Consider the following 13,685-nt stretch of genomic DNA (forward strand, 5'->3'; position numbering starts at 1 on the left):
GGTTCAGGGCGTGATTTCATAGGGCTGCGTGGCGATCGACCAGCGCGGGTCCTTGAGGCCTCCGTCTCCGGCGATGCGCAGACGGCGCGCGGCCTCGACCAGAAACGCCTTCGCTTGCCGCGGATCCCTCAGCTCCGCCGGCACGTCGGGCAGATCGACGACATGCACCGGGCTCGGGCTCAACAGCGCGACGAAGAGCCCCGACCCCGCCGGCGGCTCGGCGACATATTCGAACGCCGCGAAAGGATTGAAGCGGTTCGGGATCAACGCCGGGCGCCCGGGCTGCAGCAGGTTCGACCTTTCGCCGGCGCCGGCCGGCAGCGCCATGGAATAGATGTTCGGGTAGCGCTGCGTCACCTTTCCGGCGGCGTCGGCCTCGATCAGGATCAGATAGCCGGGCGCGCGCGCGCTGACGCGAAACGCCACTTTCGAGCCGAGCGGAATATGTTCGCCAGGCGAAATCTCGATCGTGAGACCCGCCGGATTTTCGGGGCCGCCCGCCGTCGACGGCTTTTGCGGCGAAACCAGCGTGACCGCCCGCGTCGCGCCTTCGGCGCGCGCCGGAGCCGCAGCCAGGATGGCGAGGCCGATGAGCGTCGCGAGGCGCGCGCGCCTGCGGCGCCGCCAGGCGAAAAATACATGACGACCGTTCGGCATGCAAAGAGGCGGACCTGGCGTCATGGCGCCGTGAACACGCCGACGGAGCCGACGCGCATGTCGGGGCGCGCGTTCTGCGCCACCGCCCGCACGACCTCGGCGGCGGCGCGGCGCGCGTTGAGGCGCCTGAGCGCGTCGCGCAGCGCCGGCATGGGCTCGTTTGAGCTTATGGCGATCATCTGGTCCGCGCCAAAAGGCGCGCGCGCGCGCACCGCGAGGCGGAACTGCGGCCCTTCGAGGGGCTCGGCCTCGGCGTCGCTGCGCGGATGAATGAGCTGCACCGTCCCGTCTCCGGCGAGGTTGAACAGGATCAGCGAACGCCCGGCTAGATCGTCGACGACGACCTCGAGCTGAGCGCCGCGCCGGTAGAGCCGGCCGTCGGGCGACAGGGAGATCCTTTGCAGCGCGTGCGTCGACATGCGTTTTATGGCGCGCACCGCCGCCGCCCTGTCTATGACGCTCGGCAGATCGTCGCGCGCGATCTCCTGCGCGACGACGTCGCCTTCCGAGACGACGTCGCCGGTCCTCGCGTCCCAGAGAAGTTCGGGCGTCTGACGCGGCGTGACGACCTCGAAGCGCGCCTCGCGCGGGGCGAGGCCCGCGAGCGCGCCCTCGCCGCCGCCGATCCCGGCGATCCGCAGCGGCTTTTCGGCCGCAAGCGTGAGCGCGGACTTTTCGCCGCTCACGCTCGCGGGCGCGGGGCGGGCGCTTTGCGGCGGCGCGACGAAGGTGACGGCGCGGGTCAGTTCGACAACGGGCTCGGTCTTCGGCCGCACCTCGGGCGCCGACGCCGAAACGATGGTCTGGCGCTGGTTCGAGAGCTGATAGGCTTCGGCGCGCACATAGGAGAACAGTTCGTCGACGGTGATCCTGCCGTCGCCGTCGGCGTCGGCCGCGCCTTCGAGCGCGCGGGCGAAGCCATAGCTCAGCGCGCCGCGCCAGCCGTCCACGCCCGGCACGCGGATTTCCGGCGCCTTGGAGCTTTTGTCGACGGCGGCGAGAAAGATCGAGCGCTTGAAGTCGAGTTCGGTGGCGTAGGCGTCGGCCGGCGTCGAAACCGGCTTCAGCTCGTCGTCGGTGACGACATAGGTCGGCGCCGAGCGATAGACGAGATCGCCGCCGCGCGGATCGACCTCGCGCGCGAGGCCGCCGCCCGAGCAGGCGTCGGCCACGAACACGACGCGCGCGCCGCGCGATTCGAAAATCTTGATGAGGTGGTTGAACTCCTTGTCGAGAATGCGCTGGCGCGTGCCGGGACCGGACGGCGCGAAGCCGGCGAGCAGGAACACCGCATCCTTGCCGTCGGCCTCGGAGCCCCTGACGCGCTCGGGCTCCTGCGCGCCATGTCCGGCGACCGTCAGGATGACGAGGTCGCCACGCCCGACGCGCGCCGAAAGTCCGAAGGCCGCCTGAAGGATCGATTCGCGGTCGGCGGCGTCGTCGTAGAGGGCGACGACGTCCTTGACGCCGAGCCCGCGCAGCGAAGTCTCGATGTCGCGCGCGTCGGCGACCGCGCCGCGCAGCGGCGCGAGGTTGCGATATCCGTCGACGCCGACGACGATGGCGTGGACCGCCCCAGGGTTTTGCAGCGCGAGCGCGGCCCCCCCGGCCTGGGCTCGCGCAGGGCCTGCGAGCGCGCCCGAAAGCAGCAAAGCGGCGAGCGCCGCGCGAGCGTTCATTCGCGCCTCCATTCGACGCGCCGGTCGAGCGCATAGCGGTCTTCCTGCGTCAGCCCCTCGAGCCCGTCGGTCTGCAGCGGCTCGTCGGCGCCGACGCCCTCGGCCTCGACCGCGACGGGCACGCCGTTCTGCTTCAGGAAGGCCGCGACCGACTCGGCGCGGGCGACGGACAGCCTCCTGTTGAAGTCCTGGCCGCCGCGCGGGTCGGTATGGCCGACGAGCCGCACGGCGCCGGGCTGCTGCTCCCTGATGGCCCGGGCGAGCTCGGAGGCGGCGAGCCGCCCCTGCTCCGTCAGACTCGCCGAACGATAGTCGAAGGTGATCGGCATCGGCACGGCGCGCGGGACGACGCCGCGCACCCGCGGCGCAAAGACGCCGCCGAGCCGGCCGTCGCGCGTGGCGGCGGCGGCGACGAAGCCCTTTTCGCCCTGCCCCTCGTTGACCGCGAGCAGCCGCGCCGCGGCGGCGCGCCTGACCAGGCTCTCGACCGCCTCGCGCGTCGGCGCCTTGGGCGTCATGGTGTCGTTGCCAAGGATGTCGATGGCCCGGTCGAAGGCGCGCGCGGCCTCGGCGAAACGGCGCTCGCCGAAGAAGATTTCGGCCCGCGTCGCGGCCGCCTGCCACAACACGGCCGGCGCGTCCGCCGCGAGGATGAGCGGCATGTAGCCGGCCTTTGGAGCCTGCGCCGCCATCAGCTTCTGCGCCGCCGCGAGCCGCGCCGCGGCGAGGCGGCGCTGCGCCGGAATGACGAAGCCCGCGCAGGCGGGGTCGGCGACGAGCGCGGCGATCGAGGCGTCGGCCGCCGCGGGCGCGGCGTCGACGGCGCTGTTGAAGGCGGCGAGGCGCCCGGCGCAGCCGTCGGCGGCGGCCGGCGCGACAAAGCCGCAGACGCTCGCGCCCGTAACGCTCGCGCCCATGCCGCTCGCGCCGATGAGGCAGGCGCGCGCCAGAATTCCGGCGCGGCTTGCGCCGTCGCGCGCGGCCGCAGATGTGCTCATGGCGAAGGACCCTCGAACTCCGGATCCGGCGGCTCGCGGCCGCCGACGCGCAGGCCCGGCAGGTCGCGGCCTTGCGATTTTACTCCAACCCGCAGGGGCTTCAAGGCGCGGTGCGGGCGCGCACCGCCGCCGCGCGGCGCCTGCGCGAAAAAGCGTGACGCGACGCCGTCGGGCGGTTGGCCGCCGCGCGCGCCGGCCTATAATCCGGCGCGGAGCCGCCGTCCGGGAGCCCACAGGGAGCCTTCCATGCCGCCCGCAGCACGCCTCACCGACGCTCACGTCTGTCCCATGGTCACCGTGCTCGTGCCCCATGTGGGCGGGCCGATCGTCGCGCCCGGGGCGCCGACGGTGCTGATCGGCGCGCTGCCGGCGGCGCGGGTCACGGACGTCGCCATCTGCACGGGGCCGCCCGACATGATCGCGATGGGCTCGACTTCGGTCTTCATCAACGGGCTGATGGCGGCGCGCATCGGCGACATGACCGCCCATGGCGGCGTCATCGTGACCGGCCTGCCGACGGTGCTGATCGGCGGCTGAGGCGGGTTTTGGCGCGTTCGCGCGGGGAGAGGGAGGCCGATGGCCGGCGCAGGACGAATTCTCGGCGCGGCGCTGTTCCTCGCCCTCGGCGGCGCGGCGGGCCGCGCCAACGACAGCTCGATCGAGCTTGCGATCGGCGGCGTCCGCTTCACGAAATCGCCCGACGTGTCGATGGAGGAGGAGCGCCTCGCGATCACGCCCGAGACGGTGTCGGTGTCCTATCGCTTCGTCAACCGATCCGACGCGCCGGTCACGCTCGACATCGGTTTTCCGCTGCCGGACATCGACCTCGCCCGGGAGGACGAGGAGCTGGCGATCCCGAGCGACGACCCGGTCAATTTCGTCGACTTCAGGACCAGCGTCGACGGCGCGCCGGTCAGGCTCGACGTGATCCAGCGGGCGAAGCTCAAGGGACGCGACGTGACCGCCGAGGTGAAGGCTGCGGGCCTGCCGCTCGCGCTCATCGGCGCCGACGCCTATGACCGCCTCAGGGCGCTTCCCGCCGCGACGCGGGAGAAGCTCGTCGCCGACGGGCTGCTCGCGCCGAACGGGACGGGCGCGAACGACGAAGTCTTCTACGGCGCGCAATGGACCGTCTCGACGGTGTTCGCCCGCAAACAGACCTTCGCGCCGCATGCCGAGGCGCTGGTCGAGCATCATTACCGGGCGAGCGTCGGCATGAGCGTCGACACGGCGCTGCGCAAGGGCGTGCGCGACGGCGACGGCATGGAGGCGTTTCTTGCGAGCTATCGCAAGGACTATTGCCTCAACGAGGATTTCTTCCGCGGCCTCGACCGCGTCGCCGGCCCCGTTCCCTCGGCCGGCCCGACGCTCCTCGAACGCCGCATCGCCTATGTGCTGAAGACCGGCGCCAACTGGGCCGGGCCGATCAAGAAATTCCAGCTGACGGTCGACAAGGGCAAGCCCGACCGGCTCGTCAGCTTCTGCTTCGACAACGTCAGGAAGGCGTCGCCGACGCTCTTCGTGGCCGAGCTCGAGAATTTCACGCCGAAGCGCGACCTGAAAATTCTCATGATCGGCAGGGACTGAGCGCCGGCGCGCCCGCCCGAAAGGAGGCGCATGATGAACGACAAGGTGAAATACTGGTTCACGGGCCAGTCGGGCTTCGAGCTCGACTGCGGCGCGACCGAGAAGACGCGCGTCGTCTTCGCCATGATCGCCGAGGACAAGTCGGAGATCGCCTGGTACATGTTCTCCTCGACGCCGAGCCGGAAGGGCCAGCAGGAATGCGCCAAGACGGACGTCTGGATCATTGACGATCCGTTCGGCTTCAGGGTCGGGATCGGCCGGACGATTCCGCACACCTTCCAGAAGAAGATCGGCATCGACGGCCTCGCCGACGCCAAGACCGGGAGCGTCGCCACGCTGACGATGGAGACCGAGGCCAATTCAAATTTCGTGAGCTTCCGCATCTCCGACCTCAAGACGAAGGCCGGCGAAATCGTCACCTTCCCCTTCGGCATGCAGAAGAGCGACACGCCGAAGCATGTCGGCCAGCCCATCAGCGGCCGGGTCTATTTTCTCGAGAAGCGCGCCTTCGTCGAAAAGGATTTCGACCGCGGGCCGCAGGAGAAGGCGTCGGAGAGCAAGGTCTCGGGCGCCGTCCTTTGAGTCTTGTGCGGCGGGTGCGGCGCCGCACCCATGGCCGGCGCGGCCCGCGCCACAGTGGCGGCGACGGCTTCGTGACATCGACGGACATGCGCATCTTCGCTCCCGCCAGCCTCCTTTTCGCCCTCGCGCTCGCCGCGCCCCCGTGCGGCCCGGCGCGGGCGCAGGCCGCAAGCGCGCAAGGGGCCGCGCAGGGAGCCGCCGCGCAGGGGGCCGCCGCGCAAGACGTCGCCCGGCAGGATCCCGGCGCGCGCGACGCCGTCGTCCGGCGTTTTTCGGCGGGCCTCGGCCCGGAGGCGGTCGGCCTCGTCGACGCGTCCGAAGACACCGAGATCAGCGGGCCGCAGGCGATCTACGCCGGCGACGACGGCCAGATCTATCTGCTCGATCAGGTCAACGACCGCGTCCTCGGCTTCGACGCCCGGGAGCCGTCGCGCACGCGCTCGCTCGCCCTGCCGCCGGGCCTCGAGCCGACCGACCTCATCGTCGCCGCGGGCAGGGTCTATGTCTGGGACGGCCGGCCGATCGCGCTCGAGGCCGCCGACGGCGGGCTGACCCGCAGCCTGTCGGCGCCTGAGGCCGGCGACGAAGACCTCGCCCGCTCCATGTTTGCGCAGACGGGATCGCAGGAGGAGCCGCAGCCGGGGGCGACCCGCGCCGTGACGCCGCCGCGCGCGAACGGGCTCGTCTCGACCCGCGGCAGGGGCGCCGTCTCGGCGAAGGTCACGCTCGACAAGTCGGGCGCCGGCGCCCGCGTCGAGGTCGCCCTGCGCGGCGCGCCAAAACCCTTCGCCACGCTGGCGATGAAGGCGAAGGACAGGTTCGGCTCGATCGAGCTGCTCGACATCGACGCCGACGGCCGTTTCTATGCGCTCGCCGAGAACATTCCGGCCTATGCCGGCCCGCGCGCCGGCGCCTCGACGTTCGTCGCGCGCTTCAGCGCCAAGGGCGCGCTCGAAGGCGTCTATGAGCTGCCGCTGACGCCCGCCGTGGCGCTGTCGCGCCGCTTCGTCACCATCTCGCCCGACGGCGACGTCTATTTCCTGCGCACGCGCAAGGGCGTCGTCGACGTGATCGGCGTCGGCTTCGAGCCGATGCGGCCGGGCCAGACGATCGCGCCCCGCAACGCCGCCGCCGACTATGCGGCGCTGGCGCGGCTCGGCCCCAGCGCCATCGCCGCCATGCGGCCCCTGACGCGCGCCAATGTGGTCGAGATCGGCCGCGCCTTCGAGGGATTTTCGTGGCGCGTCTCGCCACGCTCCTACGGCGGCGAGCCGGACGCGCAATGCTCGGGCTTCAACCGCGTCAGGCGGCCCGGCTATCTCATCGGCCACGCGGGACAGGACGTGCGCGGCGTGCCCTATTGCTGGGGATGCCAGGGCTCGCTCGCGCAATTTTCGGCGCGCGTGTCGAACGGCGCGCTCGCCGGCAACGTCTGCACGCGCGACACGCCGCGCCGCGACGTCGTGGGCGTCGACTGCTCGTCCTTCGTGAGCGCGGCCTGGGGCCTTTCGACCCATTTCACCACGCTCGCCATTCCCTCGATCACGACGCTCGTGCCGGACCCCTGGGCGCTGAAGCCCGGCGACGCGCTGAACAAGCCGGGCTCGCATGTGATGCTGTTCATGGGCTTCACGGCGGACCGCAAGGCCGAGGTGCTCGAAGCCTCGCCCGGAGCCTGCAACGGGCGGGTCTGCCGCAACGTCTATCCGCTCGCCGCGCTGCTGCAGCGCGGCTACGAGCCGCGGCGCTTTCGCGCGCTGGCCGACTGAAAGCGCTCACTGCGCGCGTTCGACCACGAAGCCGCGCCGTTCAAGCCGGCGCAGCAGCCCCGCCTCGCCCGGCAGATGCGCCGCGCCGACCGCGACGAAGGCGGAGCCCGTTTCGAGCAGGGGCGCGGCGCGCGCGGCCATGCGCGCGCTGCGGGCGTCGAGCAGGAGCGCCAGAAACGCCTGCGGCGTCCCCGACCCCGCGACGCCCGGGAGGGGTTCAGGCGCGCGCATGAAAGCCGCGAGCGCGCCGGGATCGTCTTCGGCGTAGCGCAGAAGCGCGGTTTCGACGATGTCCTCGCCGCGTTCGGCCTGAAGCAGCGTGGCGGTCAGCAGCGCACGCGCGGTTTCGTCCGAAAGCGGCCCAAGCCCCGAGAGCTGTTCGGCCATGGTTTCGAGCCCGACGAGCCTTTGGCCGCGCCGGCGCGCCTCGCGCATGATCAGGGCGTCGGCGTAGTCGCCCGATCTGGCGCAGGCCGGCAGGTCGAGCGTGACGGCGAGCGCGCCGGCCTTCGTCGCGCGGGCGGCGGCGGGGTCGAGGCCCGCGGCCTCTGCCAGCGCGTCGAGCCGGGCGAGGTCGTCCGCGTCGAGCAGCGCGTCGGGGCGCTCCTGCGGCGCGGCCCGCGTCGCCGCGCGGAACGCCGCCGGCGCGCGCTTCAGGGCGCGCCGCAGGGCCGCGCCGGTCTCCACCGATTCGACGGCGACGGTCTTCGCCCGCGCCAGCGCCGCGGCGGCGGCGGGCTTCAGCCGGGCCGCGCGCGGATCGGCGAGATGCAGCGTTCCGAACACATAGGAGGCGGCAACGCCCGGGCGCGAGACGCGAAACAGAAGGCCGCGCCTGAAGGGCGCGGCCTCGGCCTCGGCCTCGATCGCCGCAAGCTCCTGCGGCGCGGTCTGCGCGATCAGCGGAAAGAGGTCGCGCCCGCCGCATTCGGCCAGCGCCGGCGCGGCGGGCGCGAAAGCCGCCGCGGCGCAGACGATCAGGGCGCGGAAACGCTCACCATTCGTAGCGCACGCCCGCCCTGCCGCCGGCGCCGATGAGGCCCTTGCCGCCATAAACGTCGCCTGCGAGATAGGAGCTGAGGCCGCCGCCGTGGTCGAGATTGAAGGCCAGCCGGCCGAGGCCGCGCACCTGGTTGCGGTCGGCCGAGGCGAGGAGATTGTCGGCGTTGAAGGCCGCGCCCGGCAGGAAGCCGCCGTTGATCGCCACGGCGCTGTAGGCGAGGCCGGTCAGCGTGATCGAGACCGGCGTGTCATGCACGACGAGGCCCGAGGTTCCGAGCCGCGCGCCGCCCTGCACCACGATGCGGTTGCCGTTGGCGAGGCCGAGATCAGCCGCGCCGCCGCCATAGCCGAGCCAGGTGAAGCGCGCCCCGACCGTCGGCTCGAGATAGAAGCGCGGATCGAGGATGAAGCGGTAGTTGAGGTTGGCCGCGACCGTCGAGGTGAGCAGGCTCGTTCCGCCGCCGCCGGAGAACACCGCGTTGAAGGGGCCGGCCGGGCCGCCGAAGGCGAGAGAATCGGTGAAATTCTGGTCGACGCTCAGAAGGTCGAACTTGGCGAGGATGTCGGCCGAGAACGGGCCGGTGAAATAGCTCGCATAGGCGCCGAGCGTCGGGCCCTGCACGCGCGCGTGCAGATAGGTCGAGCTCGGCCCCACCACGTCGGGCTGCGCCGAGGCGGTCTGCGTGTTGAGGTTCATGGTCGAAGTCGAGAAGCCGGCGAGCGCGCCGACGATCACGCCGTCTCCGGGCGCGAAGACGCCGCGCATCGTGTAGTCGAGGCCGGTGTGGAAGCCGACGAGGCCCGTCTTGGCCGTGACATAGGTGTTCGTCCCCACCGGCGAGCCGTTGTTGAAGTCGGGGCCCGAAACCGCGGCCGGCCCAAAGGCGTCGCGCCGTTCGTAATTGCCGAAGACCTCGCCCCAGACGCCATAGCGCGCGGGCGCCTCGACCGGGACCGGAACGGGGCCGTCCTTGCTGACGAAGGCTGGCGTGACGGCGCGCGCGGGTTCGGGCGCGACATGGCGCGCCGCGGATTTTTGCGCATGTTTTGCGGCGCGCCGCGGCGCGGGCCGCGAGACGGGCGCGGCCGCGGCGGGCTCAGGCGCCTCGGCGGCGGGCGCGGGAATGCGCTCGCAGGCGCCGTCGACGCGGCGGAAGCCGGCGGCGCAGCGGTTGATTTCCTCTTCGCGGCGGCCGGCGACGGATTTCTCGGCGCTGCGGGCGGTTTCCTGCGCGCTCGACTGCGAAAGCTCGCTCAGCGCCTGGCTGGCGAGGGCCGCGCCGGAGAAGGCCGCCGGATCGACGCCGGCCGCGCCGGCGTTGGTGCACTGGCCGTTCTGAAGCTGAACCCCCTCATAGACGACGGTCGCCTGGTAGAACTGGGTCTCCTGCTTCGTGCACTGGCCGCTCGAAGGGTCGAACTCGACGCAGACGAGCTTCGATTTCGTCACGACCTGCGGCACGGACGAAGGGCAAAGAGACGCGGCATGGGCGCCGGCCGAGCCGCCAAGCCATAGCGCGACGGCCGCGCCCGCAGCCCCAAACCCCTTCGACACCCTGATCGCCATGATCTCAAGCCCCCGCTGAGGCGCGCAGGATAGACCGGAAACATGCGGCGGACTGTGTTGTCGGCGCAACAAGCGCGGTTTAAACTTGCGATCGTCATGACCGGGGCGTCAAAAATCCGCACTGCGCCGCGTCAAGTCTTGTCCCGCCTTGACCGCGCCGTCGCCTGCTCCGCCGCCCCTTCGCGCTGGGCCCCGACGCGAGAGAGGCGGGCGGCGTGCCGGCGCGCACCGCCCGTCGCCGCGGACGGCGCCAAAGGTCGCGGGCGGCCGGCGCTTCGGCGCGGCCCCGGCGCGTCAGCCGCGCGTCGGTCAGCTCCGGGGAGCTTTCGCCATGTCCGTCCATCCGGCGCGCCGCGCGCCTCTCGCGGCCCTCCTCGCCGCAGTTTTCACTTTTGCGGCGGCTCCCTCTTTCGCGGCGCCGGCTGGCGACGCCGACGTCGCCCTGTGCGGACGCTCGCTGTCTGACCCCGACGCCGGCATTCCGGCCTGCACCCGCCTCATCGACCTCGACCGCACGGGGCCGGCCGCGCCCGCGCTCTACAACAATCGCGGCGTCGCCAAGGTGCGCAAGGGCGACCTTGAAGGGGCGATCCAGGACTTTTCGGCGGCGCTCGACCGCAACCCCAATTCGGTCGACGCCTATCGCAACCGCGGCTTCGCGCGGCAGGCGATCGGCGACTTCGACGGCGCCGTCGCCGACTACAGCCAGGCGATCCGCCTGAACCCGAAGTCGCCCGATCTTTTCAACGCGCGCGGCGCGGCGCTCGTCAACCGCGACGAAATCGACCGCGCCGTCGCCGACTACGACCACGCCGTCAAGCTCGACGGCAAATTCGCCAAGGCCTATTACAACCGCGGACAGGCGCGCTATCTGAAGAAGCAGTTCGACCGCGCGGTCGAGGACTTCAACGCCTTCATCCGGCTGTCGCCCAATGAGGCGAAGGGCTATGTGCAGCGCGGCGACGCGCGCCTCGCCCAGGGCGACGCCGCAGCCGCGATCAGCGATTACGACGCCGCCGTCAGGGTCGATCCGAAGAACGGCGAGGCGTATAGCCATCGCGGCGAGGCGGCGCGGCTCAAGGGCGACCTCGACGCCGCCCTCGCCGACCAGGACAGGGCGATGGGGCTCGGGCCGACGCCCGAAATCCACCTGAACCGCGCGCTCGTCTACGCCGATCAGGGCCGGCTCGATCCGGCCGTCGCCGATTGCGACGAGGCGATCCTGCTGCGGCCGAAATATGATCTCGCCTACGCCCAGCGCGGGCGCATGAAGCGGCTTGCAGGAGATCTTGCGGGCGCGCTCGACGATCTCGACCGCGCCGCCGCGCTCAATCCGCGCTCCGCCCTCGCCTTTTCGTTCCGCGGCGACGTCGAGCTGGCGCGTGACGCGCGCGAGCGCGCGCTCGCCGATTTTTCGGAGGCGCTGCGCGTCGCGCCGGACTTCGCCCCGGCGCTCGCCGGACGCGGTCAGGCCTATGAGAAGATGGGCGAGACCGCGAAGGCCAGGGCCGATTATGAAAAGGCGCTGGCGCCGCAGGGCGACGCCGAGGCCGCGCTCGCCCGCCCCGCGCAGAACCTCGCACGGGCGCGCCTTTCGGCGCTCGCCGCGAACGAGGCCTCGGCCGCCAAGTTCGCCGCCGCCGGCGCGGCGAGCGCCGCGAGCGACGCGCGCGCGCGCGCCGAAGCCGACGCGAAGGCCAAGGCCGCCGCGGCGCGCGACGCCGCGGCGATCGAGGCGCGCATCGGCGCCGAAGTCGAGGCGCGCACCAAGGCCGCGGCCGACGCCGCCCGCGCCCGGTTCGAAGCCGAAGCCGCGGCGCAGGCCCGCGCCCGCGCCGAGGCCGACGCACGGGCCAAGGCCGAATTCGAGCGGCAGGCGAAGGCCGCGTTCGAGGCGCGCGTGAAGGCCGAGGTCGAGGCCCGCGCCAAAGCCGCCGCCGAAGCGGTCCAGGCCAGGGCCGCGCCGCTCGCGCCGGCCGGGGTGCGCGTCGCGCTCGTCGTCGGCAACTCCAATTACGCCGAAGTCGCGCGCCTGCCCAATCCGACGCGCGACGCGAAGGCCGTCGCCGAGGCGCTGCGCAAGGTCGGCTTCGATGCGGTTCTGGCCGAAACGGACCTCACCCGAGACAAATTCCTCGCCGCGCTGCGCGCCTTCGAGGCCAAGGTCGACACGGCCGACTGGGCCGTCGTCTATTACGCCGGCCACGGCATCGAGATCGGCGGCGTCAACTATCTGATCCCGGTCGACGCGAAGCTGCGCGCCGACCGGGACGTGCAGGATGAATCGATCACGCTCGACCGCGTGCTGCTTGCGACCGAACATGCGAAAAAGCTCCGGCTCGTGATTCTCGACGCCTGCCGCGACAATCCGTTCGCCCAGCGCATGCAGCGCACCATGGCCTCGCGCTCGATCGGCCGCGGCTTCGCCCGCGTCGAGCCGGAAGGCGGCACGCTCGTCGCCTACGCCGCGCGCGACGGGCAGGTGGCGCAGGACGGCGACGGCGAGCACAGCCCCTTCGCCGACGCCTTCCTGCGCAACGTCGTGAAGCCGCAGCTCGAGATCAACATGCTGTTCCGCCAGATCAGGGACGACGTGCGCGCGGCGACCAAGCAGCGGCAGGAGCCCTTCACCTATGGCTCGCTGCCGGGCGAGGCCTTCTATTTCGTGGCTAAATGATACAAATTCGTCGCAATGACGCGATGAAACCGGGCGCGGCTTGAACTCGCGCCGACCCCTGAGTATGAAAGCCTCGCCTTCAGGAGCGGGCCAGGTCTTCCGCCGGAGCCCGCCGCGTCGTCCTGTCGGGTCGGGCGGCCGCGGCCGCGCGCGGCGCCCGTCGCGAAACCTCCGGCGAAAGAAGCGATGTCCGCACGCGTCACCGTCGCCGCCCCCGCGCGGCTTCATCTCGGCTTTCTCGATCTCAACGGCGGGCTCGGCCGGCGCGTTGGCAGCATCGGCCTCGCCATCGACCGCCCGGCGACCCGGCTTTCGATCGAGCGCGCCGCGCGCGACGAGGCGGAGGGGCCTGACGCCGCGCGCGCCGGCGCCCATGTCGCGGCCCTCAGGCGGCGCCACGCGCTCTCCCATAGTTATAAGGTGCGGGTCGAAACGGCGATCCCCGACCATGTCGGGCTCGGCTCCGGCACGCAGCTCGCCCTCGCGCTCGGCGCCGGCCTGCGCGCGCTCGAAGGCCTGCCGAGCGACCCGGCCGACGACGCGCTTCTGTTGCAGCGCACGCAGCGCTCCGGCATCGGGGCGGCGATCTTCGACGGCGGCGGCCTCGTCGTCGACGGCGGACGCGGCGGCAAGACCGTCACGCCGCCGGTGCTCTCGCGCATGAATTTCCCGCCGGACTGGCGCGTCATTCTCGCCTTCGACCCGGATCTCAAGGGCGTGCACGGGCCGCAGGAGGCGGAATCCTTCGCCGCCCTGCCGCCCTTCGCGGCCGAGGCCTCCGGCGAAATCTGCCGCCTGACGCTGATCCAGGCCCTGCCCGCGCTCGCCGAGACGGACGTCGCGGCCTTTGGCGGCGCGATCGCCCGCATCCAGGAGATCGTCGGCGCCTATTTCGCCCCGGCGCAGGGCGGCGGCGCCTTCACCAGCGCGCGCGTCGGCGCGGCCATGCGGGGCTTCGCGCGCCATGGGGCGCATGGAATCGGGCAATCCTCCTGGGGGCCGACCGGCTTCGCCTTCGCCGGCAGCCAAGCCGAGGCTGAGCGGCTCTGCGGCGTCATGCGCGAGGAATCTAACGCTTTAGGAGTAGACATCCGCGTTTGCGCAGGCATTAATCACGGCGCAATCGTAAGGGGCGAAGCGCCCGAAAAGAAGACGCCATAACGCCAT

11 protein-coding genes are annotated in these 13,685 nt (G+C 71.9%); 6 read left to right on the forward strand and 5 right to left on the reverse strand.

All coding sequences use genetic code 11. The annotated features are described in order from the left end of the window. Nucleotides 1–3 precede the first annotated feature (3 nt). Genes ACILRB_RS06220 through ACILRB_RS06230 form a run of 3 tightly spaced genes read right to left on the reverse strand, consistent with a single transcriptional unit; the run spans nucleotide 4 to nucleotide 3,334 of the window. Entirely contained in the window at nucleotides 4–657 is a 654-nt protein-coding gene (locus ACILRB_RS06220; protein WP_395665434.1) for a DUF4384 domain-containing protein, read from the reverse strand. Between the two features lie 20 nt (nucleotides 658–677). Beyond that, a complete protein-coding gene (locus ACILRB_RS06225; protein ID WP_395665435.1) occupies nucleotides 678–2,336 on the reverse strand; it encodes a caspase domain-containing protein in 1,659 nt (552 codons plus the stop codon). Then, nucleotides 2,333–3,334 carry an OmpA family protein gene (locus tag ACILRB_RS06230; protein ID WP_395665436.1) on the reverse strand — a complete coding sequence of 334 codons (1,002 nt, stop codon included), beginning with the start codon at nucleotides 3,332–3,334 and terminating at the stop codon, nucleotides 2,333–2,335. The genes ACILRB_RS06225 and ACILRB_RS06230 overlap by 4 nt, the downstream gene beginning before the upstream one ends. Before the next feature lie 246 nt (nucleotides 3,335–3,580). Here ACILRB_RS06230 and ACILRB_RS06235 point away from each other — a divergent pair, with 246 nt between their 5' ends. From ACILRB_RS06235 to ACILRB_RS06250, 4 genes are all read left to right on the forward strand, one after another. Beyond that, entirely contained in the window at nucleotides 3,581–3,871 is a 291-nt protein-coding gene (locus ACILRB_RS06235) for a PAAR domain-containing protein (protein ID WP_395665437.1), read from the forward strand. Between the two features lie 39 nt (nucleotides 3,872–3,910). Continuing rightward, nucleotides 3,911–4,921 carry a DUF4424 domain-containing protein gene (locus ACILRB_RS06240; protein ID WP_395665438.1) on the forward strand — a complete coding sequence of 337 codons (1,011 nt, stop codon included), beginning with the start codon at nucleotides 3,911–3,913 and terminating at the stop codon, nucleotides 4,919–4,921. A gap of 30 nt (nucleotides 4,922–4,951) precedes the next feature. Continuing rightward, nucleotides 4,952–5,503, forward strand: coding sequence for a hypothetical protein (locus ACILRB_RS06245; protein WP_395665439.1), 552 nt, complete (start codon nucleotides 4,952–4,954; stop codon nucleotides 5,501–5,503). Between the two features lie 71 nt (nucleotides 5,504–5,574). Further along, nucleotides 5,575–7,272, forward strand: a complete 1,698-nt coding sequence (locus tag ACILRB_RS06250) for a hypothetical protein (RefSeq protein ID WP_395665440.1) — start codon at nucleotides 5,575–5,577, stop codon at nucleotides 7,270–7,272. Nucleotides 7,273–7,278: 6 nt separating this feature from the next. On the opposite strand, the gene ACILRB_RS06255 is transcribed toward ACILRB_RS06250, so the two are convergent. Further along, nucleotides 7,279–8,325: a TraB/GumN family protein gene (locus ACILRB_RS06255; protein WP_395665441.1), complete on the reverse strand. Its 1,047-nt coding sequence runs from the start codon at nucleotides 8,323–8,325 to the stop codon at nucleotides 7,279–7,281. Beyond that, nucleotides 8,267–9,841 (reverse strand): hypothetical protein, encoded by a 1,575-nt coding sequence (locus tag ACILRB_RS06260; RefSeq protein WP_395665442.1) that lies wholly within the window; start codon nucleotides 9,839–9,841, stop codon nucleotides 8,267–8,269. Before ACILRB_RS06260 ends, ACILRB_RS06255 begins: the two co-directional genes overlap by 59 nt. Nucleotides 9,842–10,172: 331 nt before the next feature. Between ACILRB_RS06260 and ACILRB_RS06265 the strand changes: the two genes are divergently transcribed. Further along, entirely contained in the window at nucleotides 10,173–12,518 is a 2,346-nt protein-coding gene (locus tag ACILRB_RS06265; RefSeq protein WP_395665443.1) for a tetratricopeptide repeat protein, read from the forward strand. A 186-nt stretch (nucleotides 12,519–12,704) separates the two neighbouring features. Continuing rightward, nucleotides 12,705–13,679, forward strand: coding sequence for a beta-ribofuranosylaminobenzene 5'-phosphate synthase family protein (locus ACILRB_RS06270; protein WP_395665444.1), 975 nt, complete (start codon nucleotides 12,705–12,707; stop codon nucleotides 13,677–13,679). Nucleotides 13,680–13,685 lie beyond the last annotated feature (6 nt).

Source organism: Methylocella sp. (assembly GCF_044226135.1).
Classification (GTDB): Bacteria; Pseudomonadota; Alphaproteobacteria; order Rhizobiales; family Beijerinckiaceae; genus Methylocapsa.